Origin of the sequence: Bacillus cereus (assembly GCF_015071065.1) — a bacterium.
In the GTDB taxonomy this organism is placed as follows: domain Bacteria; phylum Bacillota; class Bacilli; order Bacillales; family Bacillaceae_G; genus Bacillus_A; species Bacillus_A cereus_BA.
Genome location: NZ_VOVA01000001.1, coordinates 1 through 24,091 on the forward strand (window position 1 = coordinate 1; position 24,091 = coordinate 24,091).

Genomic DNA, 24,091 nt, shown 5'->3' on the forward strand with positions numbered 1-24,091 from the left:
AATTCGTGTCTTTTTTATTTTACAGTGATGACTCTACCAGTTTCACTACTTTCAATTGCCAATTGAATAAGTCTAATAACTTCCAAGCCTTCTTCTGCTGTTACAGGTAGTTTCTCACCATTTATAATACTATCTCTTACACCTTTATAATACATGTCATAACAGCCGACTTCTGTTGGAATACGCTCTAGCTTTTCTTCCATATCTAAAGTAGCAAAATTCTCTTCAGAGTCTGCTCCATAACCGCTATCGCCTGGCTTCATTCCATTTTTTAATTGTTCTTCCTGTGAATCCATACCGTATTTCACAATAGAACCTTTATCTCCATGCAGTATAAAATGTGGTCCAGCTTGCTTTACGTAACTGCTACTATGTAAAATAACGCGCTTTACTCCGTAGTGAAGTACAACATGGAAGTAATCATCAACTTCTGCACCTGGTCGTTGTTTTATTACATCTGCGCTTATCGCATCTGGTTTCCCGAATAATGATAATGCTTGGTCAATTAAATGCGATCCTAAATCATATAATATACCTGATCCTGGTAAGTTCTTTTCTCTCCAACGATCGCGTACATGTGGGCGGAAACGATCGAAATGCGCTTCATATGCGTATACATTCCCTACTCTTTTTTCTTCTAATAATTTCTTTACCGTTAAGAAATCATTATCAAAACGGCGATTATGATAAACACTTAAAACAACATTATGTTGCTTCGCTAATGAAATAAGTTCTTCTCCCTCTTCAATTAAAACAACGAATGGTTTTTCCACAACAACATGCTTACCGTGTACAATCGCTTCTTTTACATATGGAAAATGAGTTGTATTCGGCGAAGTAATGACCACTAAGTCAATATCAGCTCGATTTACTAATTCATCAATTGTACCAACAACTTCAGCATTTGGTAATGCTTGTTTCACTACTTCTTCTTTGGATGATAAAATAGCACGAATATCGTATTCTTCTATCGTTTGTAATAACGGGATGTGAAATGTTGTACTAGAAAATCCAAATCCTACAATCCCTACACCTATTTTTTTCATGTTGCCCCTCCATTTATCCCGCACTAACGGGCAGTAAGACCCCTACCTCAAAATTCAGCGAAAGCAAAGAAGTTAGGTGAGGGTTGGGCTGCCCGTAAAAGCCCGATTGGTGAAAGCTAATAATCAGTGGGGAATGAAGAACCCCCCCACTGATTAAAGTTTCACTTTATGAGAACGATTTCATTTCATTATTATAACAAGATTATTTTTATATACATAATGATTTGCTTAGAAAAAAGCATCTTGCTATCATTCATAGCAAGATGCTCCCTTTATCCCGCAAAATCCCGATTGGTGAAGGCTAATAATCAGTGGGGGATAGACACCCCCACTGATTAAAGTTTCACTTTATTCCGTTCTTTTCTTCGTCCACGTTTCAATTACTTCACCAGTGTCATTAACATCTAGTACTAAACTACCATTACTATACCGGTCTTTATTTCGAAACGCTTTCGGATCAATTTCTTCTACAATGTGTTTCTCTGTCTTCATATAAACTAATTCGTCATCTCGAACAATTTCAATACCGACAATGCGGTACGGATTACGTTTTAACTCTTTAAAAATTACAAGGCCTCGCTTCGCCCTCGTTGATTTCTCAATTTCCGATGCCTTTATACGTTTCACAGCACCTCGCTGCGTAACGAGAATAAGTTGATCTTTTTCACCATTTAACGGTTTACCAGAAGCAACATAGTCATCCTCTTTTAAGTTAATTGCTTTCACACCAGCTGCTCTTACACCAACTGGGCTTACTTCTTCTTCATTGAATACAAGTGCATATGCACCATGTGTTGCAAGAACAATATCACTTGTCCCATCTGTCGCAAATATATCAACAACTTCATCATCTTTTTTCAAGTTTACAGCAACGAACGCCCGTGAATAACGCTGCACTTTATATTGGTTTAATTCTGTTTTCTTAATCATACCGTTTCTTGTAACAAATACGATAAATCGTTTTTCTTCTTCAAAATTCGGTACGACTGTTGCCCAAATTAACGATTCATCTCGCTCGAGTGAAACAAGATTCGCAACGTGTTGACCTAAATCTTTCCAACGGATTTCTGGCATTTCATACACAGGAAGATAAATATAATTTCCTTTGTTCGTAAATAAAAGAACGGTTTCTGTCGTGTTTGTATCGAAACGCTCAAGTAAGATGTCACCCTCTTTCATACCGAAGTATTTCCCGTTCGATGCATTATGCGAACGCCAACCTGTTCGTTTCACATATCCTTCTTTCGTTACAGTAACGATGACATCTTCTTGCGGAATCATAACTTCCACATCGATTTTAATTTCTTCAATTTCCTCTTCAATTACCGCACGGCGATTATCACTATATGTTTTCTTTACTCGCTTCAAATCTGTTTTAATAACTTGAAAAAGTCTTTTTTCACTTTGTAAAATTGACTGTAACTCTATAATTTTCTTACTAAGTTCAGCTGCTTCTTGCTCAAGCGCTGTAATATCTGTATTCGTTAAACGATATAATTGCAACGAAACAATTGCTTCTGACTGCGCCTCTGTAAATCCAAATTTCGCACTCAAATTATCTTTCGCATTACGCTTATCTTTAGACCCACGGATCGTTTCAATTACTTCATCTAAAATTGATAATGCTTTCTTTAAACCTTCTACAATATGCTGACGATTTTCTGCTTTTCTTAATTCATATTGTGAACGTCTTGTAACAACTTCTTTCTGATGCCCAATATATGCATCCAAAATCTTAGGTAATGTCATAAGTGTTGGACGACGATTGTTTATCGCTACCATATTAAAGTTGTATGGAATTTGTAAATCTGTATTTTTATATAAATAATTTAAAATGCCTTCAGCATTCGCTTCTTTTTTTAATTCTACAACGATACGAAGACCTGTACGATCTGTCTCATCACGCACTTCAGCAATTCCATCTAGCTTTTTATCTATACGTAATTCATCCATTTTCTTAACAAGGTTTGCTTTATTTACTTCGTACGGAATTTCTGTAATAACGATTTGTTGTTTCCCACCACGAATCGTTTCAATTTCTGCTTTTCCGCGAATGATAATTTTACCTTTCCCTGTTTCGTACGCTTTTTTAATGCCATCAATCCCTTGAATAATACCACCTGTAGGGAAATCTGGTCCTTTAATAACTGTTAACAAGTCATCCACAGAACTATTCGGCTGATCGATACGCATCATTGTAGCATCAATTACTTCTCCAAGATGATGAGGAGGAATTTCTGTTGCATAGCCAGCGGAAATCCCTGTAGATCCGTTCACTAATAAGTTCGGGAACATTGCCGGTAATACAACAGGTTCTTCACTCGTATCATCAAAGTTTGACACGAATTCTACTGTTTCTTTATCAAGATCACGTAATAACTCAGATGCGATTGGTGATAAACGTGCTTCTGTATAACGCATTGCTGCTGCTGGATCCCCATCAACGCTACCGTTATTTCCATGCATTTCAACTAAAACATTACGTACTTTCCAAGTTTGACTTAAACGTACCATCGCCTCATATACAGAGGAATCACCATGTGGATGATAATTACCGATAACATTACCTACTGTCTTAGCTGATTTACGAAACGCTTTATCATGTACGTTTCCTTCTACATACATAGAATATAAAATACGTCTTTGTACCGGTTTTAAACCGTCACGCGCATCTGGAAGCGCGCGGTCTTGAATAATATATTTACTATAACGTGCAAAGCGGTCACCTAACACGTCTTCAAGCGGGAGGTCATGAAACTTCTCTGCCTGCATGTTATTCCACCTCCGTCTCCATAATCATTTCATTTTCTAAAATATTTCCTTCTTCTTGCATGCCAAATTGTACATTTCGTTCAATCCATTTACGGCGAGGTTCTACCTTATCACCCATCAATGTCGTAACTCGGCGCTCCGCTCTTGATGCATCGTCAATTTTCACACGAATTAACGTACGTGTTTCAGGATTCATCGTTGTTTCCCATAATTGATCGGCATTCATTTCGCCAAGTCCTTTATAGCGCTGCAACATATAGCCTTTACCGACCTTTTTCGTTACACCACCTAATTCTTCATCAGACCATGCATATTCAATTACTTCACTTTTCCCTTTTCCTTTACTTACTTTATATAAAGGTGGAAGTGCGATAAATACTTTACCAGCTTCAATAAGTGGTTTCATATAACGGTAGAAGAACGTCAGTAGTAACACTTGAATATGTGCTCCATCCGTATCTGCATCGGTCATAATAACAACTTTATCGTAGTTAATATCTTCAACAGCGAACTCATTCCCTACGCCGCCGCCAATTGCGTAAATAATCGTATTGATCTCTTCATTCTTAAAAATATCAGCAAGCTTTGCTTTTTCCGTGTTAATTACTTTACCACGTAATGGTAGCACCGCTTGGAAACGACGATCTCGCCCTTGCTTTGCTGAACCACCAGCCGAGTCACCCTCTACTAAATACAATTCGTTTTTCTGAGGATTACGTGATTGTGCAGGTGTTAACTTCCCACTTAAAGTACCTTCTGATTTTTTCTTCTTCTTACCAGTACGCGCTTCTTCTCTCGCCTTACGAGCAGCCTCACGTGCTTGTGCTGCTTTAATTGCCTTTCTCACAAGAAGTGTAGCTACATCCGGGTTTTCTTCTAAAAAGTAAGCTAAATGCTCAGATACAATTGCATCAATTGAAGAACGAGCTTCACTTGTACCTAGTTTCCCTTTCGTTTGCCCTTCAAACTGGAGTACGTCTTCTGGTACACGTACAGAAACAATCGAAGCTAATCCTTCACGAATATCTGTACCCTCTAAATTTTTGTCTTTTTCTTTTAATAAAGAAACTTTACGAGCATACTCATTGAACACACGTGTCATTGCTGTTTTAAATCCAGCTTCGTGTGTACCACCGTCTTTTGTACGTACATTATTTACAAACGAAAGAATGTTTTCTGAGTAACCATCATTAAACTGAAACGCTAACTCTGCTTCAATTCCATTTTGCTCACCCGAGAAATATACAACTGGATGAATCGAATCTTTCTCTTCGTTTAAGTATGAAACGAAAGCCTCAATTCCTGTTTCATAATGAAACACATCTTCTAAATCATTACGTTCATCTTTTATCGAGATTTTCATTCCTTTTAATAAGAATGCAGATTCACGTAATCTCTCACATAATGTTTCATAATTATAATTTGTTGTGCTGAAAATAGTTGTATCTGGTTTGAAGTGCATCGTTGTACCAGACTCTTTCGTTTTCCCGATTTTCTCTAACGTCGTTGCAGGAGTACCACCATTTTCAAAGCGTTGTTCATAAATACTACCATCACGCTTAATCGTTACTACTAGCCATTCTGACAAGGCGTTTACAACTGATGCCCCAACACCGTGTAAACCACCACTCGTTTTATAGCCTCCTTGGCCAAACTTACCACCAGCATGAAGTACAGTTAAAATAACTTCAGGTGTCGGTTTTCCAAGCTTATGCATTCCCGTAGGCATTCCTCGCCCTTTATCAATTACGCTAATACTATTATCTTTATGTATTACGACAGAAATTTCGTCGCCAAATCCCGCTAATGCTTCATCAACGGAGTTATCTACTATTTCATATACTAAATGATGCAATCCACGGCTATCCGTACTCCCGATATACATACCCGGGCGTTTTCGAACGGCTTCAAGTCCTTCTAGCACTTGAATTGCATCTTCGTTATATTGGAACTGATGCTTCGCCAAACTCCTTGCCCCTTTCCTAATCAAATAAGAACATATGTTTCTATTATAGAATAACGCCTCGACTATAGTTTTGGCAAGTTATCTTATCTCTTTTATATACCATTTTCAATAGAAAAATCCTTGTTTTTTTTCACAAGGATTCCTCTAGGCTACTATTTCAGAAAAATAATCGTTTGTCAACGAGAAATGGATATGTATTCCAACATTATACATTCCAAACCTTTATCATGATCCAAATGATCAATATCCAAAACGGGATAACAAGTAACAATCCCCAAAAACAGCCTTTAAAAAATCTCATGATGAACACCTCGTTCATCGGCCCTACTTATGTAAAAAGTGAGGGCGGAATCAATCTTTCTATCTTTAAATTCTATACTATTTTGTCATCGCATGCTCTACTTTAATACAACGATCCATTATTACTGTATAGCCTTTTTCTTGTAAGAATTTATATGCATCTTCATCTTGTACTCCTAATTGTGCCCAGAAAACATCTGCATCAATCTCTACAAACTCTTTCGCAACATCCTTTAAAAATTCTGAGCGACGAAATACATTTACAATATCAACATGTTCTTTAATATCCGTCAGTGAAGAAACCGCCTTTTCTCCGAGTACTTCATCTACTGTTGGATTTACTGGAATAATGCGGTACCCAGCATCTTGCATTGCTTTTGAAACCATATATGATGTGCGTTCTGGCTTATCTGATAATCCAACAACTGCAATCGTTTTACTTTTCTTCAATACTTCACCAATTTCCGTACGAGTTGGGTTTTCAATTGTCATAATTAATCCCTCCTATACCTTTATTATATCCGATAAAGAAAGTCTCTTTCAACATGAAAGAGACTTTCTTTTATTCCGATTGATGTACACTAATAAGCAGAATGAAGAGAACTCTCCACTGATTAAAGTTTACATTTATTGATTTTTTGTAGCTGAATTATCTGCTAATGTAGCTGTTTTCGTCATTTTTTGACCGTTGCGGTAGAATGTAACTTCTACTTTCTCGCCTACTTTTTTCTTTTCATATAAATATTTACGGAATTGAAGTGAATTCTCTACTTTTTGATCATCTAACGCTACTACTATATCATATTGCTCTAAACCAGCTTTTTCCGCTGGTGATATTGGATAGATTTTACCTAATACAACTCCATTTGTTACTTCTTTTGGCACTTTTAATTGATTTACTGCATAAGCTTGCACATCTTCTAATGAAACGACACCGACTCCTAGTGCTGGACGTTTCACCACTCCATCTTTTTCAAGTGATTCAATAACTGGTTTTGCGATGTTAATTGGAATTGCAAAACCAATACCCTCTACTGATTGCTGAGCTATTTTACTTGAGTTAATGCCGATTACCTCACCGTTTTGGTTAAATAGTGCACCACCACTGTTACCAGGGTTAATCGCTGCATCTGTTTGAATAACCTGTGCTTGCCAATCAGGACGTTTATCACCATCAATATCAACTGGAATTTCACGCTCTTTACTACTGATGATACCTTCCGTTACACTTCCATCAAATCCTAATGGATTACCGATTGCAATTGCTTTTTCACCCGCACGGATTTTACTGGAATCACCTAAACTTGCAACTTTATTCACAGTAGATCCATCAATCTCTACAACAGCTAAGTCCAACCAAGGGTCCTTACCAACTAATTTTGCATCGACTTGCTTTCCATCGCTTAGTTTAACGGCAAGTTTATTTGCACCATCTACTACGTGGTTATTTGTTACGATATATGCTTTATTTCCTGCTTTTTTATAAATAACACCTGAGCCTGTACCAGCTGTTTGTTCTTGACCTGTCGGCTGCATCGCAAATGGATCAACACTTTGTTGCATATTAATCACACCAACAACAACATCCTTCGCGCCTTCGATCATTCCCGGTAAATCAGTTTCATTTTTCGCTTTATTTACAACTGGAACTACAGTTCCTTCTACTTGTTTATTAGAATTGAATGACGAAACAGCTGCACCATTATTTTGCACCCATGGCATGTACGGTGCTGCAAAACTAATCGAAACCGCCCCGACTACAGCTCCAACTAAACCTGTGAAAAAATATCCTTTTTTACTACCTGATTTTTTCATTTCTCTCGTTTCACTATGCTCTTCATTTAAATTCGGTCCGTCGTAATATCCCATGTTTTTATTTCCCCTCTCTGGTGAATTCGTACTTTCAGTATAGTCACATTTTGTGTCCTTCTTGTGAACTCATCGTGAAATCCAATTAAAAAAATACTCCTATCTACCATTGTAGACAAGAAAAGTATTTTTTGTACATTCCACCTACAAAGGAGAGTGTAAACTTGCTATATTCCCAAGCTGAAGTACATAGAAACTTAAAGGTTATTCTTCAAATTTGTAACCTACTCGAATAACAGTGCCGATATGCTTCGCTTTATCTCCTAGCTTATTTCGCAGTTTTTTAATATGTGTATCAACCGTTCTGTCATCACCGTAGTAGTCATATCCCCATAACTGATCTAATAAATGTTGACGTGACAACACAATTCCTTTGTTCTCCATTAAATAAACAAGAAGTTCAAACTCCTTATGTGTCAATATAATTTCTTCTCCATCTACTAAAACTGTTCTAGATAGTCGATTCACTTCTATTCCAGCTAAAGACATAGTATTTTCTTCTGATACTCCTACCGCTCCATCCGCACGTTTCAATAATGTCTTCGCACGAGCTACTAACACTTTCGGACTAAAAGGTTTTGTTACATACTCATCTGCACCTAATTCAAAACCTAGTAATGTATCATCCTCATCTGAACGTGCTGTTAGCATAATAATTGGTACCGCTGACTCTTTTCTAATTCGTCTACAAACAGACCAACCATCTATTTCTGGTAACATAATATCTAACATAATTAAATCAATTGTATGTTCAGCAAATAATTCTAGCGCTTTTTTTCCATCTTCCGCTTCGATTACTTCAAAGCCTTCATTACGAAAATAATCACTAACAATTTCACGTAATCTTCTTTCATCTTCAACAAGTAATACTGTTTTATTCATATAACCTATCCCGCCTTTTTACTCTTTCAATCGAATAATACGTTGATTGGAGCTTCCGCGAAATGGAAGTGTTAAATCTTTTTTATCAAGTTCAAATCTTCCATCGACCAAAACATCCCCATAATGTAACAATTCTATCATATCATTATTTTGAGCACTCTGTATCTCTTCTAACGTGTAACCTGTATAAATCCATAGATTTTTTTTCAAATCCTTCACTGCTTTTGCTACTTTTTTCACTTCAGCAGCTTGAAAAAATGGATCTCCACCTGAAAATGTTACATCGGTTAATGAATTTTTTTCAATCTCTTTCATAATTTCTTCTACCGTCATTTCAGTTCCATTGCAAACATTCCATGATTTCGGATTATGGCAACCGATACAACGATGCGGACAGCCCGCAAAAAACACGACTGTCCGCAACCCTTCTCCATCTACTACACTATCATGAATGATATTCATAACTTTCATTTATGCTTCACCCGATCCATCTCTTCACTACGTTTCGCACTATTCCACTTCGACATATCTCCTACAAGGTAGCCTGTTATACGGCGAATTCTTTCTATATGGACCTCGTCCTCATTTCCGCAGCTTGGACATTCATTGCCAATAACTCCGTGATACCCACAACATTTACAACGGTCAACAGGATGATTAATTGAACCGTATCCAACGCCATGCTCTGCCATCGCTTGTACAATTTGTTTTAACGCCTTCTGGTTATGCATCGCTGCTCCGTCTAGTTCAATATACGTAATATGCCCTCCATTACATAGAGCATGGAAAGGTCCTTCTAAACGAATTTTATTTATCGCTTGAATGTTATAATAAACTGGAATATGGAATGAATTCGTATAGTAGTTATGGTTCGTTATACCGCTAATTTCACCAAATTCTTCTCTATCTTTTTTTACAAATTTTCCTGATAACCCTTCTGCTGGTGTTGCAATTATAGAGAAATTGAGTTGATGTTCTTCAGTCGCCTTATCCATTCTCTCCCTCATAAAGGAAATAATCTCATATCCAATCTTCCACGATTCTTCATCTTCTCCATGGTGCTTCCCAGTTAAAGCTACTAAACATTCTGCAAGACCGATAAAACCAATACTTAACGTTCCTTGTTTTAAAATCGGTGCCACAGCATCTTCAGGTTGTAACGTTTCTCCACCACGCCATACACCTTGTGAATATAAAAACTGAAAATCTCTTGCTCTCTTTGTACATTGATAAGCGAATCTCTCTAATAATTGCTTAACGCCTAAATCTAAGTAATAATTTAGCGCTTCAAAAAACGCTTCTTTTGAGCCGCTAATTAGCGCTAATTTCACTAAATTAATAGAAGTAAACGATAAATTCCCTCTTCCGATTGCTGTTTCTTCTCCATGTATATTAGACATAACACGGGTACGACATCCCATATAACATACTTCACTTTCAGGTCGACCATCATAATGCATCGCATTAAACGGAGCATCTAAAAATGAAAAATTAGGGAATAATCGCTCAGCTGTCGTTTCTAACGCTAATTCAAATAAATCGTAGTTCGGATCACATTCTTCAAAGTTCACACCCTTTTTCATCTTGAAAATTTGAATAGGAAAAATCGGTGTTTCCCCTTTGCCAAGTCCAGCTTGCGTCGCTTTTAAAAGTTGCTTAATTAATAGCCTTCCCTCTTTCGATGTGTCCGTTCCGTAGTTAATAGAAATAAACGGCACTTGCCCCCCGCCTCTACTATGCATACTATTTGAATTATGAATGAAGGCTTCACACGCCTGATACGTATCATGTTCTGTTTCTTTCCATGCGAATTCTTCTATTTGTTCTTTCGTGAGCGGATATGACTGTAATCGTTTTTTATGTCTCTCTACAGTTTTTCTCACATATGGAGCTAAATCAATATCAAAAAGTGCAAACGATTGACCACCGTGCTGCATATTTTGATTCGCTTGAAAAATAATGGAAGAAAGCGCCAAAGCACTTTTAATGTCTTGCGGTTGTCTCATATGTCCATGTCCAGTATGAAAACCGTTAGCAAGCATTTGTGCTAACGGAATTTGCGAACAAGTCGTCGTTCCTGTCGCATAAAAATCTAAATCATGTGGATATAATATATTTTGATCTATCGCTTTTTTCACTTGATCTGATAGTAAATTTTCTACAGCATAATACTTTGCGCTCTCAGATGCGAACGTTCCCATCACTCCCATCGGAGATCGGCCATCTACATTTGCATTTTCCTGCATTAAATCTTGTTCATTACCGTGGATAATTGTCTCAAACACTTTCATTAATTCTTCTCCATGCACATTTTGTTTCAACATTCATAACCCTCCATCAACATGTTGTTGCCTTTTGATTAAAATCATACAACATATAGTCATTCTGTTTTTATGGAAAATGTAACATTCCTGTGAAAGTTTTTTTAAAAATTAATGACTTTTTCATTTACAAAAAAGAAATGTGCTCTTCACAAATGTATGGTACAATAAACGGGAAAAACTCTTTTTACCCTTTATCAACACATTTGTATAAAGGAGACTGAACTCATGATTATTACATATCTTTTATTTATCGTTGCCTATCTACTCGGTTCGATTCCATTTGCATTAGTCGTTGGAAAAATCGGTTATGGAATCGACATTCGTGAGCACGGAAGCGGTAATTTAGGCGGAACAAACACATTCCGTACACTAGGGAAAAAAGCAGGTTTTATCGTTACAATTGCTGATATTTTAAAAGGCACATTGGCAACAGGTCTTCCGATTATTTTCGGATTAGATGTTCATCCTCTATGGTTTGGATTAGCGGCTGTTCTTGGACATGTCTATCCGATTTTTGCAAAATTCCGTGGTGGAAAAGCAGTAGCAACTTCTGCAGGAGTACTCTTATGCTATGCACCAGTTGTTTTTGCAATATTAGCTGTTGTCTTTTTCAGCCTTTTATTTACAACAAGATACGTATCACTTTCTTCTATGGTAACAGCTGTCGTTGCTGTTATTGCATCCATTGTTAGCGGGGATAAAATCTTCATTATTGCGATGTGTTTATTAGCAGGTATGGTTATTTATAAACACCGTGCAAATATCGGACGAATTATAAATAAAACTGAACCAAAAGCAAACTTTTCAAAAAAGCAAAAATAAGATCGTAACCCACATAACGCAAAAAGAAAACGTGAAGCATATTAATAGCGTCTTTTTGCGTTATTTTTTATACTAAAAGAAAAAGCAACATAATTTGGAGGAACTATACATGAATCTTTCCGTAACAAAAGAAGCAGCACAATGGTATAAAGATGAATTACACTTACAATCAGGCGATACACTTCGCTTTTTCGTACAATACGGTGGTTGCAGTACTGTGCAAAAAGGACTTTCTTTAGGTATTCGTAAAGATGATCCTGCGCACCCTGCTGTTCAAATGCAAGAAGAAGGTATTAACTTCTTTATTGAAGGCGATGATGAGTGGTTCTTCGATGGACATGATTTATTAGTTACACTTAACGAAGGTGACGATTTCCCTCAATTTAATTATGAAAAATAAAAAAAACGTGGCTTCTGCCACGCTTTTTTTATTTCTTTTTAATTTCCTCATATTTCGCATACCACTCAGGATATAATTTTTTAAATGATACAGGGCGGAACCCTTCTTTTTTCGCACAAATATTCGTTGTACTTGCAGTAATACAAAGCTCGCCATCACCGTTATAAATTTCATAACCATATACAACACGAAGCGGGCTCACAGTATCAATCCACGTTTTCACAATTGCTTTTTCCCCGTAACGCATCGCTTTACGATATGAAATTTGCAAGTCTAATACAGGAGAGATAATTCCATCTTTCTCCATTTCAACATATGAAAATCCTAATTCTTGTATAAGTTTCGTGCGCCCAAGTTCCAGCCACACTAAATAATTTGAATGGTAAACAACACCCATTTGGTCTGTTTCCGCATAGCGGATTTCAATTTCATGTTCTGCTACAAACATTTCTATTCGCCTTCTTTCACTTCTGTTCCCTTGCATACATTTAATCATAATACAGTGGAATCAAAAATAAAATAAAAACAGTGAATCTTTTACCGAAAGGGGCAAGCATATGATTCAAATTGTAACTGTTCGTAGCGGAGATAGTGTATATAGTTTAGCTTCAAAATATGGATCTACACCTGAAGAGATTGTAAAAGACAATGGTCTAAATCCAGCAGAAACACTCGTTGTTGGTCAGGCACTTATCGTTAATACGAAAGGCAATAATTATTATGTACAGCCTGGTGACAGCCTTTATCGAATTTCTCAAACATATAACGTTCCTCTCGCCAGTTTAGCTAAAGTCAATAACCTATCATTAAAATCTATTCTCCATGTCGGACAACAATTATATATACCGAAAGGAACAAAACGAGCAGTAGAATCCATCGCTTATTTACAACCTTCAACAATACCGATAAAAGAAAGTTTAGTAAATGCTACACGTGCTATTAATCCATTTTTAACATATTTAGCCTACTTCAGTTTTGAAGCAAAACGAGACGGTACTTTAAAAGAACCAACCGAAACAGCTAAAATTGCTAATCTGGCAACGCAAGGTAAAACCATCCCTATGCTCGTTATTACAAATATCGAAAACGGAAACTTTAGTACTGAACTAGCATCTGTTTTTTTGCGTAACGCAACAATTCAAAACAAATTTATTACTAACATTTTGCAAACAGCTGAAAAATACGGTATGCGAGACATTCATTTCGATTTCGAGAATGTGGCACCTGAAGATCGCGAAGCATATAATCGTTTTTTACGAAATGTGAAAACACGCTTACCTAGCGGGTACACATTAAGTACAACGCTTGTACCGAAAACAAGTTCCAATCAAAAAGGAAAATTTTTTGAAGCTCACGATTATAAAGCACAAGGGCAAATTGTTGATTTCGTCGTCATTATGACATACGACTGGGGTTGGCAAGGTGGACCACCGATGGCGATTTCCCCTATTGGTCCTGTAAAAGAAGTACTTCAATATGCAAAATCTCAAATGCCACCACAAAAAATTATGATGGGGCAAAATTTATATGGTTTCGATTGGAAACTTCCGTTCAAACAAGGAAATCCACCTGCAAAAGCAATTAGCTCTGTTGCAGCTGTTGCACTAGCTCGTAAATACAATGTTCCTATCCGCTATGATTTCACGGCTCAAGCTCCACATTTTAATTACTTTGACGAAAACGGCGTACAACATGAAGTTTGGTTTGAAGATTCACGGTCCGTGCAAAGTAAATTTAATTTAATGAAAGAACAAGGAATAGGCGGCATTAGCTATTGGAAGATTGGTCTACCATTCCCACAAAATTGGCGTTTACTCGTTGAAAACTTTACAATCACGAAAAAGGGCTGACTTTCGTCAGCCCTTTTTGTACATTCTGTTAAGACTCATCTTTGATTTCACTTTTTAATGAATCAATACTTTCTAAACGTCTTTCATTTTTCGCTTCAATGGCAGCACGATCTTTTCCATTAGAAAGTTCCGCTGTTTCTTTTGCTTCATTAAAATTATCAATTGTATTTTGCACCATCTCTTGTAATTTTTCAGCATTGTCACTTCGATTGTCTGGATTCGGCATTTACTTCCCTCCTAATTATAAATACATACCATCTTAAATTACCTATATTCCTTCAAATTTATACATAAAAAAGGAGAATGCAACATTCTCCTTTTCTTTAACCGTTATCAACAATCGGTTGCTTACCAGTTTGGTCTTGCATTTGCTTCCCTTTATTTCCACCAGCTTTTTTCGATTGTGTTCCAATTTGATTTGGTGCAAAGTCTTTTGAATTCTTTTTCGGATTACCCATTACTATCGCCTCCTTAACACTAGTATCGTACTAGTGTTAAGAATTATTCAGCTTGCTTAAAAAGTTTCATTTCATAACGTTTTTCAATACGTTTTTCAATTCGATCCATTGCATCACGATCGCTTAATAATTGTTGTTTATTTTCATTTACAAGTTCTTCAAACGATCTACGGCGACTTCTTCTCATGCTGCTCACCCTTTCTGCTCCGCTTTCTTACTACATAGTATGAGCAAATGAAAAACTCTTTAATCAGATTTGCAAGAAAATTTTATTTTTTACACCATTATATTTAAATACTTTTTAATTTCATCATCAGCATCTACTTCGTTCCTTCTATATTCATGAAGCGCTCGCAATACAGAATCATATTCTTCTACAATGTAGCTCTCTAACTTCAAAACGTCGCCTACACTGTTAATCATAATTCTCGTATTGCCAATTTCACTTTTTAAAGCTGATTCACATGTTAAACTCGTACATATTTCTCGTACATCGTCTTCCATTTTATCGGTTAACACATATTTCTTTCGCCCTTTGACCTTTAACCTTATAATTGGATAAAAAGCTTTTATATCTAAATAACTCCCCACATTCATACAGCGAATCCATTCAATATTACGTTTATTTCGTACAAGCATTTCTTTTACCACTTCAAATACCGCTGTTTCATCAAGTACTTCCTTATTCGCTTTTCTTTTTCCTTCTTCTTCAGCCGCTGCACATTTTTGATAAACAGCTGCACATGTAATACAATCGTCAAATGCATTATGAGAACTTAAGCGAATTCCAAGCATTCGTTTTAACGTTTCAAGTTTATGATTAGGCGCATTCTTCATATATTTTTTCGCTAAAAACACAGTATCAATAACTTTATTTTTCGGCTCAGGTAGTCCCAGCATATTTATATTACTCTTCAAAAAACGCATATCAAAAGAAGCATTATGTGCCACAATAACATTTGCATCTAAAAATGCTAAAAATAACGGTAATACTTCTTCAATTGTTGGTGCGTCTGAAACACGATAATTTGTAATACCTGTTAAGCTCGTAATACGGCTCGGAATTGGACGCTCTGGATTCACATACGAAACAAATTGATCTACTAGTTCATGATTGCGATATTTCACTGCTGCTACTTGAATAATTTTATCATTATAAGGGTTAAATCCTGTTGTTTCAAAATCAATTACAACATAATCTAACGGTAAGGATACATTCCCCACTCCAAACACTCCTTCATCTATTAACGATTATATTTCTTTCCCCCCGATTGGTGCAGGCTAATAATCAGCAGGGGATGAACACCTCCCCCACTGATTAAAGTTTCACTTTATCATATCACGAAGTTATTACTCCATGAAAAAGAAAAGGCAGAAATGGCCACTTCCCATCTCTGCCTTCTCACTTCTTATTTCAATTTCTCTATCCGTTTTTCCATCTCTTTTTGTGTCATTGGTCCAATAAACTTATCTTGAATGACACCTTTTGTATCTATAAAATACGAAGTTGGGATCGTAATTACTTTATACGCTGTTGTCACATCAATGTTCTTGTCTAATAAAATAGGAAAAGTAATTCCTTTTTCTTTAGCGAAATTTCTTACCTTTTCTTCTCCCCCTCCTTTTTCTGAAGGAGTATAGTTTATAGCTAAAATTTCTACGTTTTCTTTATGTTCTTTATAAAAGGCCTCCATATCAGGCATTTCTTGCTGACAAGGCCCACACCACGTTGCCCAAAAGTTTAAAATAACTTTCTTCCCTTTTAAATCAGATAACTTTATATTCGTTCCATCTATCTTTGGTAATTCAAAATCTGGTGCGCTCTTTCCAATTTCAATACCGTTCCTTGCGAAAATCTCTTTCATAGCAGCTTCACTTTTTTCTTGCTTCCCTTGTACCGACTGATCCTTTTTACCAAGCTGATCATAAGCTGCATATCCCGCTAAACAAAGTAACACTACAATAATCGTAAGCTTCCGCCACATTTCATATCACCCTAACGTGTTTATCTTCTTATAACATAATCATCAAAATACTATATACCTTATTTTAGCTTATACGGACAAGCTTGGAAATATTCACATTCAAAATAGTCGGAATATTTTTAATTGAGATGAAATATTTTCCTTTTTATCATATAATTAGAAATACATATAAAAACTGCGAAGTGATATGTATTTTACAATTACTTATCAACCCTTTCACTTTTGTTTTCTTCACTTTACCATTACTATGTATTTATTTTAGCGGCTTGCTATACAAATTCAAATGGACTGCTATTATTATTTCTTTTACTGTTCCACTTATATTTTTCATTATCGTCTCTGAATTTGATATACGCCTAGCTTTCCAAAACTTAGACGCTTGGATTGTTTATAGTGCTGTTTATTCTGTACTTTCCTACATAACAGCAGCGCTAATACGAAAAAAACTACACATGTAAAACCTTCAAAAAGGAGGGCTATTTTTATGAATTTATTTGAAAAAATACTATTATATATTCTTAGTTTTATATTTTCCCCAATCGGGATTATCACTTGGATCATCTCGCTCTTCAGTAAAGATCCTGAAAAAAAGCAAGTTGGACGTATTTGTCTCTATATCGCTTTAATCTCATTTATCCTTTTAGCTAGTCTCGGTGTTCTTAGTTTCTTCACGATGACTACCACCACTACTATACAATAGTTACAGAAAGGATGATTGTTTTGGGAGAACACCCTATTAGCAAAGAACTTCGCTATATACGAATATGTTTAGTTATTTTAGTAATCGTTCTTTTATTTTTCAACGGTGAAAGAGTCGTTGAAATTTCTACAAATCATGATTCCATAGAAAATGTCCCCACCAGTAATATGACACAGATTGCGGAAAATACATTTGCTATTCAAGAATCTAATCCATCACTAAGTAGCGAACGTACGGTCAAAATTTTCAAATATAATCCGGATACAAATCAACTTACTTTAGTCAAAGAATTTAATACTAGTGATCCTGAGTCTTATACGTATCAACTTAATAAGAGTGAATAAAGATAAGAGCGCTATGTAGCTCTTATCTTTTTATTAGCATCTCTTTAAACAATGACTTACAATTTAATAATTCTCTAGGATCCCCACATTCCACAATAATTCCATTCTTCATGACAACAACCCGATCTGCTATCATCGCCCTCTCGACATCATGTGTCGTCACAATTCTCGTTACATTCCCTCCTAGCCCTTTAAGCATATTCCAAACCACTTCTTGATTGCTCGAATCTAATCCCGCAGTCGGTTCATCTAAAATAATGAGATTCGGATTGGATACAATCGCTCGCAATAACGCAAGACGCTTTCTCTCTCCTCCCGAAAACTCTTCTCCACTTTTGTGCAGTACAGTATGGATTCCTTCCGATAAGTTTTTTAAGATTGGCTTCATATTTACAAGTCCCATACTTTTTTTAAACTGTTTTTCTATGATATCTTCTTGAAAATGTATATTCTCTTTTACTGTCGTCCGAAAAAAACGCGGTTCCTGCCATACAGTAGTCATACAAGCTTTCTTACCGTAATAAGCAACCTTACCACTTGACGGTTTATATAATCTTGTTAATAACTTTAATAGGGTTGTTTTCCCAGCACCACTTTCTCCCACAATGATAACAAGTTCACCTGGATAAATTTGCAAATCAATATTTTTAATTCTATACTTCTCTTCACCGTTCTCTTGAAATGAAACATTTTTCAACTTCATTCCCATCGCTATTTCTACATTTCTATCTTCAGCTCGTATATTTAAAAAGCAAAAAACTCGATTTGCCGAAGCAATAGCAACTTGTGTCATCATCAATAAATCACTCGCATAACGAACAGGGAAAAATAACATCTCAATTGTAGCTAATATCGCAACGAGTGATCCAACTTCCATATCCCCTTTCATTATTTTTTGTGCTCCTATAATAAGAACAACTATATATGCTCCTGTTTCTATTACCGTTCCTACTATCCCAATACCATGTTGCATCATCGTCTTCTTTACTTCTGTTTTATAAGATTGTTCCGTCACTCCTTTAAATAAGCGAATTGCCCATTTTTCTTTTTGTAAACTACGTAAATCTTGTGTACCTTTTACAAACTGTGACACTATCTCTACAACACTTGATTGATTTTTTTGAGCAATACCCGCAATATCCCTTACTTTTCCTCCCATAAGCATTGGAACGATTGCACTTAAAAATAAAAATGGAGTTACCCACCATATGAACTGTATATCTATATGTTGTAGAGCTATGAACGCACCAATAAATTGCGCAAGTGCATGAATATACTCAATTAATATAGATCCATATAACCTTACCCAATTCGGAATATCAGAAACGACTAATGTTTCTAGCTCTCCTTGTTTTACCTTCTCGCTTTCTTCAAATGGTAATGAAAAAAAGTGACGCAATAAATCTATACGCTTCTTTTGTAATATACGTTGACTCGCTTTTGCACTTATATAACCAAACACAAGTGTATTCATCCACATCATAAATCTACTCCCCGCAAACAATGCAATGTACATATATACATCTTTTAACTCTCGCTGAATAAGATTATCTACAATTAACCCCATTAAAATTGGCCTGGATAAATTTAAAATGGCAGCTACTATTCCGCTACAACTCGCACTAATTAGCAATAGCTTTTCTTGTAGTAGCGGCAACATTATTCTTCTATACTCATTCATTGTCATTCCTCCAATTTTGCATAATAAAAGGAAAGGGATGAAACCAAATGGTTTCATCCCTTTCCTCTGTACATAAAGTAAGGAAGCTAACAAATGTTAACTTCCTTATCATTCATTTCAATTATTTAGTTCGACACTTTAGACTCTTCGATTTTCGAACGAAGAACCATTTGCAAGATACCACCGTGACGGTAGTAGTCAATTTCAACTTCACTATCGAAACGAGCTACTACTTCAAATTGCTTCTCTTTTCCTTCTGAATCGATTGCAACTACTTTTACAAGATCGCGTGGTCTAACTGTTTTGTCAATTTGAATTTCAAATGACTCGTTACCAACAAGACCTAACGTTTCAGCGCTGTCACCATCTTTAAATTGTAATGGTAATACGCCCATTAATACTAAGTTACTGCGGTGAATACGCTCAAAGCTTTCTGCGATTACTGCTTTAATACCTAATAAGTTTGTACCTTTCGCAGCCCAGTCACGAGAACTTCCCATACCGTAATCTTTACCAGCAACAACTAGAAGGCCTGTGCCATCTTCTTTATACTTCATAGCAGCATCATAGATAGATGTTACTTCACCAGTTGGCCAATATGTTGTATATCCGCCTTCTGTTCCTGGTGCGATTTGGTTTTTAATACGAATGTTTGCGAATGTACCACGCATCATAACTTCATGGTTACCACGACGAGAACCGTAAGAGTTAAAGTCAACTGGTTGTACGCCGTTTTCTAGTAAATAACGTCCAGCTGGCGTGTGCTTACCAATTGAACCTGCTGGTGAAATATGGTCTGTCGTTACAGAATCACCAAATTTACCAACTATGCGTAAACCTGATAATGTTTCAACTTCACCCGGCTCTTTAGATAATCCTTCAAAGAACGGTGGGTTTTGAATATATGTTGAATCATTATCCCAAGTATATAAAGCTTCATTTGAAGTTTGGATTTCATTCCAGCGCTCATTGCTGTTAAATACTTGTGCATATTCTTTTTTGAACAATTCAGATGTAACAACTCTTTGAACTACATCTTCAATTTCTGTAGCTGATGGCCAAATATCATTAAAGTAAACAGCATTACCATTTACATCTTTACCGATTTCATCATTTTTCAGGTCAATATCAACAGTACCTGCAAGTGCGTATGCCACAACAAGTGGTGGTGATGCTAAGTAGTTTGCTTTTACAAGTGGGTGAATACGACCTTCAAAGTTACGGTTACCAGATAAAACAGATGTTACTAATAAATCATTTGCTGCGATTGCTTCTTCTAATTCCTCTGCTAATGGGCCAGAGTTACCGATACAAGTCGTACAGCCGTAACCAACTGTTTGGAAACCTAATTGATCTAGATACGTTGTTAAACCAGACTTATCTAAGTACTCTGTAACAACTTTAGATCCTGGTGCTAATGATGTTTTTACGTAACCAGGTACTTTAAGTCCTTTTTCAATTGCTTTCTTCGCAACTAATCCCGCTCCAATTAATACGTATGGATTTGAAGTATTTGTACAGCTTGTAATCGCAGCGATTGCAATTCCGCCTGTTTTCATCGTTACTTCTTGATCTTTTAATGTAACTTTCACTTCTTTATCAAACTCTTGCTCATTGAATCCAAGTCCTTGTGTTCCAACTGGTGCTACAACAGCTTTATGGAACTCTTCTTTCATATTTGAAAGCGGGATTAAATCTTGCGGACGTTTCGGTCCAGAAAGGTTGGATTCGATTGCATTTAAATCAATTTCAACAAGATCAGTATAAATTGGATCTTTACTATCTGCTGTATAGAATAAGCCATTTGCTTTACAATATTCTTCAACAACGCGAATTTGCTCTTCATCTCTACCTGTTAAACGTAAGTATTCTAATGAAATGTCGTCGATTGGGAAGAATCCACAAGTTGCACCGTATTCTGGCGCCATATTTGAAATTGTTGCACGGTCAGCTAAAGGCATGCTCTTTAGTCCATTACCGAAGAACTCAACAAATTTACCAACTACACCTTTTTGACGTAACACTTGTGTTACTTTTAATGCAACATCAGTTGCTGTTGTACCACTTGGAAGTGTACCAGTTAATTTCACACCGATTACTTCAGGTACTGGGAAATATGAAGGCTGTCCAAGCATTCCTGCTTCTGCTTCAATACCACCAACGCCCCATCCAAGAACACCGATACCATTAATCATTGTTGTATGTGAGTCTGTTCCAACTAATGAATCTGGGTATGCAACTAAGTCACCTTCAGCATTTTTCACCGCATGAACAACCGGTGCTAAATATTCAAGATTTACTTGGTGTACAATACCTGTTGCTGGTGGAACTGCACGGTAATTATCAAATGATTTCTGTGCCCAGCTTAAAAATTTATAACGTTCTTCATTACGTTTAAACTCTAAGTCCATGTTGAATGCAAGCGAGTCTGCCGTACCCGCTCTATCAACCTGTACAGAGTGATCAATTACAAGGTCTACAGTAATTTCTGGATTAATTTTATCAGGATCTCCGCCCATATCTGCCATTGCTTTACGAAGCGAAGCCAAATCTACAACAGCTGGAACACCTGTGAAGTCTTGTAAGATTACACGAGATGGTTTAAACGGAACATCGATATCTTGAACATCTTTCGTTCCCCATTTCGCTAAATTTGTAACATGTTCTTCTGTAATTACACGTCCGTCTACTTGACGAAGTACAGATTCAAGTAAAACTTTAACGGAATATGGTAATTGAGATACGTTGCCAACCCCTGCGTTTTCAAGCGCTTTCAATTGATAATAATGATACGTCTTTCCATCTAGTTCAAAAGTTGCACGTGATTGAAATGGATTATGTTTGACCATTATGTTTCCCCCCTGTTAAACGTGACTAAGTTGTCTGAATATAAAATGTAGACAAACTTTTCAATACCTTACGATAATATCTTATTACAACTTTCTAAATAAGTAAATAATAAGAAACTTATGGATTATCATAAGTTTTCTTTATCTTTCTAAATTTGAATAGTGTCCATGCTCTTTATTAATACTATTACCATAAAGTAAAGCACTCTTTCAGTGTTTTACTTTACGTTCATATATGCTATGAACAACTCATGGTTCGTCTATAAAAAACATTATAGAGGTGAGAAAAATGGGTAAACGAAAAGCCAATCATATTATTTCAGGAATGAATGCTGCATCCGCACAAGGACAAGGAGCTGGTTATAACGAAGAGTTCGCAAACGAACCTTTAACACCAGCGCAGCGACAAAATAATAAGAAACGAAAAAAGAATCAGTAACGAAAAAATCCCAAAAGGTGCACCTTTTGGGATTTTCTCTAATGTTTATAACGTAACAACTCCGAAACTGTTACAAATCGATAACCCTGCTTTTTCAGCTCAGGTAAAATTTTTGCTAATGCCGACACTGTTTGACTACGATCACTTCCTCCATCGTGCAACAGTACAATATCTCCACTTTTAGCATTTTTCACAACATGATTTACAATGGATTCTGTACCTGGATTCGCCCAATCACGAGGGTCTTGATGCCATGACCATAGAACAATTTGATACCCAGCTTTTTTTGCCGTAGTAAATACAGCATCATTAATATATCCACCTGGGGGACGGAACAATAAAGGTTCTTTCGCCCATTTTTCAAAATATTTCTTTCCATTTAAAATATCATGTTCTAATTTTTCATCTGATGAATTACTCGCATACAAATGATTCATCGTATGATTTCCAATTTCATGTCCTTCTTTCAACACTTGCTTTACTAAATATGGATTACGCTGAACTCGAAATCCAATCATAAAAAAAGTCGCTTCCGCCTTATATTGACGTAATAAATCTAGAATTTGCGGCGTGTATGTTGGATCTGGTCCATCATCAAATGTGATTGCAATAACCTTTTCATTATTTGGCACTTCCCACGTTACATAGCCAGTTGGCTCTAACTCTTTTCTTAACAGCATTTTAGCTTCCACTTTATCCACTTGAAATATATGTACTGCACAAATTAAAGAAAAAATTAATAGAATAATTTTTTGTTTCTGCATATTAGCACTAAAAGTTTTGAGGTTGTTGAATTCACAACAACCTACTTTCACTTTTCTAATTGATCAACATTTCGCATGATATTTTGGAGATTACTTTCATATTGCTCAAGTTGTGGACGCTGCGTTTCTGATACTACTTCAAGTGCATTTTGAATCTGTTCGTACGCCTCTTGAACTTCTTGGCGTAACTCTTTTAAGTCATGGCCGTAATTCGGGTCATTTTTCACAATATTATTGAATGTATTTTCCGCTTGAACAACCCCTTGCTGCGCGGCCTGAAAAGCCTGTTGCTTATCTTTATGATATGGCATAACACTTTCCCCTTCCTATATGAGTTAGTCCTACTTATCTTTACCCGTTTCCCAAAAAACATTCTCGTATAAATTCGCAAACTTCTCTCATTCTAAATAGGAAGAGGAGGTGTCATATACAATGGGAAAAAACAATCGTGAATCTAAAGAAAAAAAAGGACAACCTGAACCATTAAGCGGATCTCATAAAGTAAAAAACCGTAACCATTCTCGTCAAAAAAATCATGCGCATCATGATATGTAAAACAAAGCATTCACACTAGCTACTTTTGCCACATACAATGTTTATATTTTTCCATTTATTCTTCACCCCCACTTCATTCATGCAT

25 protein-coding genes are annotated in these 24,091 nt (G+C 36.3%); 7 read left to right on the forward strand and 18 right to left on the reverse strand.

Translation table 11 applies throughout. The features are described from left to right. Nucleotides 1-14: 14 nt before the first annotated feature. The 8 genes from FT637_RS00005 to FT637_RS00040 all read right to left on the reverse strand — a co-directional run bounded on the left by FT637_RS00005 (nt 15) and on the right by FT637_RS00040 (nt 11,159). Entirely contained in the window at nt 15-1,046 is a 1,032-nt protein-coding gene (locus FT637_RS00005) for an oxidoreductase (RefSeq protein WP_193644664.1), read from the reverse strand. Between the two features lie 348 nt (nt 1,047-1,394). Further along, nucleotides 1,395-3,818: a DNA topoisomerase IV subunit A gene (gene parC, locus FT637_RS00010; protein ID WP_193644665.1), complete on the reverse strand. Its 2,424-nt coding sequence runs from the start codon at nt 3,816-3,818 to the stop codon at nt 1,395-1,397. A 1-nt stretch (nt 3,819) separates the two neighbouring features. Next, nucleotides 3,820-5,784, reverse strand: a complete 1,965-nt coding sequence (parE, locus tag FT637_RS00015; RefSeq protein WP_002087772.1) for a DNA topoisomerase IV subunit B — start codon at nt 5,782-5,784, stop codon at nt 3,820-3,822. 378 nt (nt 5,785-6,162) lie between these two features. Further along, on the reverse strand, nt 6,163-6,576 hold the full coding sequence (locus tag FT637_RS00020) for a CoA-binding protein (RefSeq protein WP_193644666.1): 414 nt from the start codon (nt 6,574-6,576) through the stop codon (nt 6,163-6,165). Between the two features lie 135 nt (nt 6,577-6,711). Continuing rightward, on the reverse strand, nt 6,712-7,953 hold the full coding sequence (locus FT637_RS00025; RefSeq protein WP_193644667.1) for a S1C family serine protease: 1,242 nt from the start codon (nt 7,951-7,953) through the stop codon (nt 6,712-6,714). A 204-nt stretch (nt 7,954-8,157) separates the two neighbouring features. Continuing rightward, nucleotides 8,158-8,835, reverse strand: coding sequence for a response regulator transcription factor (locus tag FT637_RS00030; RefSeq protein ID WP_002087776.1), 678 nt, complete (start codon nt 8,833-8,835; stop codon nt 8,158-8,160). Between the two features lie 18 nt (nt 8,836-8,853). Continuing rightward, entirely contained in the window at nt 8,854-9,306 is a 453-nt protein-coding gene (nrdG, locus tag FT637_RS00035) for an anaerobic ribonucleoside-triphosphate reductase activating protein (protein WP_193644668.1), read from the reverse strand. After that, nucleotides 9,303-11,159 (reverse strand): anaerobic ribonucleoside triphosphate reductase, encoded by a 1,857-nt coding sequence (locus FT637_RS00040; RefSeq protein ID WP_193644669.1) that lies wholly within the window; start codon nt 11,157-11,159, stop codon nt 9,303-9,305. The genes nrdG and FT637_RS00040 overlap by 4 nt, the downstream gene beginning before the upstream one ends. Nucleotides 11,160-11,384: 225 nt before the next feature. On the opposite strand from FT637_RS00040, the gene plsY reads away from it, so the two are divergent. Beyond that, entirely contained in the window at nt 11,385-11,981 is a 597-nt protein-coding gene (gene plsY, locus FT637_RS00045; protein ID WP_193644670.1) for a glycerol-3-phosphate 1-O-acyltransferase PlsY, read from the forward strand. A 109-nt stretch (nt 11,982-12,090) separates the two neighbouring features. After that, nucleotides 12,091-12,381 (forward strand): HesB/YadR/YfhF family protein, encoded by a 291-nt coding sequence (locus FT637_RS00050; protein WP_193644671.1) that lies wholly within the window; start codon nt 12,091-12,093, stop codon nt 12,379-12,381. A 28-nt stretch (nt 12,382-12,409) separates the two neighbouring features. On the opposite strand, the gene FT637_RS00055 is transcribed toward FT637_RS00050, so the two are convergent. Further along, a complete protein-coding gene (locus FT637_RS00055; RefSeq protein ID WP_193644672.1) occupies nt 12,410-12,829 on the reverse strand; it encodes an acyl-CoA thioesterase in 420 nt (139 codons plus the stop codon). Nucleotides 12,830-12,938: 109 nt separating this feature from the next. Here FT637_RS00055 and FT637_RS00060 point away from each other — a divergent pair, with 109 nt between their 5' ends. Next, the gene (locus tag FT637_RS00060; RefSeq protein ID WP_193644673.1) at nt 12,939-14,231 is read left to right on the forward strand and encodes a glycosyl hydrolase family 18 protein; all 1,293 of its coding nucleotides are present in this window, start codon (nt 12,939-12,941) and stop codon (nt 14,229-14,231) included. Between the two features lie 28 nt (nt 14,232-14,259). Here FT637_RS00060 and tlp read toward each other — a convergent pair whose 3' ends face one another. The 5 genes from tlp to FT637_RS00085 all read right to left on the reverse strand — a co-directional run bounded on the left by tlp (nt 14,260) and on the right by FT637_RS00085 (nt 16,674). Then, complete coding sequence (tlp, locus tag FT637_RS00065; RefSeq protein ID WP_105585267.1) at nt 14,260-14,457, reverse strand: small acid-soluble spore protein Tlp; 198 nt, start codon at nt 14,455-14,457, stop codon at nt 14,260-14,262. Between the two features lie 97 nt (nt 14,458-14,554). Beyond that, the gene (sspN, locus tag FT637_RS00070) at nt 14,555-14,689 is read right to left on the reverse strand and encodes an acid-soluble spore protein SspN (RefSeq protein ID WP_000527988.1); all 135 of its coding nucleotides are present in this window, start codon (nt 14,687-14,689) and stop codon (nt 14,555-14,557) included. A 43-nt stretch (nt 14,690-14,732) separates the two neighbouring features. Then, complete coding sequence (locus tag FT637_RS00075) at nt 14,733-14,876, reverse strand: FbpB family small basic protein (protein ID WP_002014298.1); 144 nt, start codon at nt 14,874-14,876, stop codon at nt 14,733-14,735. An 89-nt stretch (nt 14,877-14,965) separates the two neighbouring features. Beyond that, nucleotides 14,966-15,913 carry a 3'-5' exonuclease gene (locus tag FT637_RS00080; RefSeq protein WP_193644674.1) on the reverse strand — a complete coding sequence of 316 codons (948 nt, stop codon included), beginning with the start codon at nt 15,911-15,913 and terminating at the stop codon, nt 14,966-14,968. Nucleotides 15,914-16,098: 185 nt separating this feature from the next. Next, nucleotides 16,099-16,674, reverse strand: a complete 576-nt coding sequence (locus FT637_RS00085; RefSeq protein ID WP_193644675.1) for a TlpA family protein disulfide reductase — start codon at nt 16,672-16,674, stop codon at nt 16,099-16,101. A 484-nt stretch (nt 16,675-17,158) separates the two neighbouring features. Here FT637_RS00085 and FT637_RS00090 point away from each other — a divergent pair, with 484 nt between their 5' ends. Together FT637_RS00090 and FT637_RS00095 are read left to right on the forward strand one after the other, a co-directional pair. Next, complete coding sequence (locus FT637_RS00090) at nt 17,159-17,374, forward strand: hypothetical protein (RefSeq protein WP_193644676.1); 216 nt, start codon at nt 17,159-17,161, stop codon at nt 17,372-17,374. Between the two features lie 11 nt (nt 17,375-17,385). Beyond that, nucleotides 17,386-17,718: a YmzC family protein gene (locus FT637_RS00095; protein ID WP_193644677.1), complete on the forward strand. Its 333-nt coding sequence runs from the start codon at nt 17,386-17,388 to the stop codon at nt 17,716-17,718. Nucleotides 17,719-17,740: 22 nt separating this feature from the next. On the opposite strand, the gene FT637_RS00100 is transcribed toward FT637_RS00095, so the two are convergent. Further along, the gene (locus FT637_RS00100; RefSeq protein WP_193644678.1) at nt 17,741-19,456 is read right to left on the reverse strand and encodes an ATP-binding cassette domain-containing protein; all 1,716 of its coding nucleotides are present in this window, start codon (nt 19,454-19,456) and stop codon (nt 17,741-17,743) included. Between the two features lie 68 nt (nt 19,457-19,524). Further along, complete coding sequence (gene acnA / locus FT637_RS00105) at nt 19,525-22,248, reverse strand: aconitate hydratase AcnA (protein ID WP_193644679.1); 2,724 nt, start codon at nt 22,246-22,248, stop codon at nt 19,525-19,527. Between the two features lie 289 nt (nt 22,249-22,537). Here acnA and sspO point away from each other — a divergent pair, with 289 nt between their 5' ends. Next, nucleotides 22,538-22,687, forward strand: a complete 150-nt coding sequence (gene sspO, locus FT637_RS00110) for a small acid-soluble spore protein O (RefSeq protein WP_002121377.1) — start codon at nt 22,538-22,540, stop codon at nt 22,685-22,687. A gap of 38 nt (nt 22,688-22,725) precedes the next feature. Here sspO and pdaB read toward each other — a convergent pair whose 3' ends face one another. Beyond that, entirely contained in the window at nt 22,726-23,451 is a 726-nt protein-coding gene (gene pdaB, locus FT637_RS00115; RefSeq protein WP_193644680.1) for a polysaccharide deacetylase family sporulation protein PdaB, read from the reverse strand. Nucleotides 23,452-23,498: 47 nt separating this feature from the next. After that, nucleotides 23,499-23,762 (reverse strand): hypothetical protein, encoded by a 264-nt coding sequence (locus FT637_RS00120; protein WP_193644681.1) that lies wholly within the window; start codon nt 23,760-23,762, stop codon nt 23,499-23,501. Between the two features lie 121 nt (nt 23,763-23,883). Here FT637_RS00120 and FT637_RS00125 point away from each other — a divergent pair, with 121 nt between their 5' ends. Further along, nucleotides 23,884-24,006 (forward strand): small acid-soluble spore protein P, encoded by a 123-nt coding sequence (locus tag FT637_RS00125; protein ID WP_000517651.1) that lies wholly within the window; start codon nt 23,884-23,886, stop codon nt 24,004-24,006. Nucleotides 24,007-24,091: the final 85 nt, after the last annotated feature.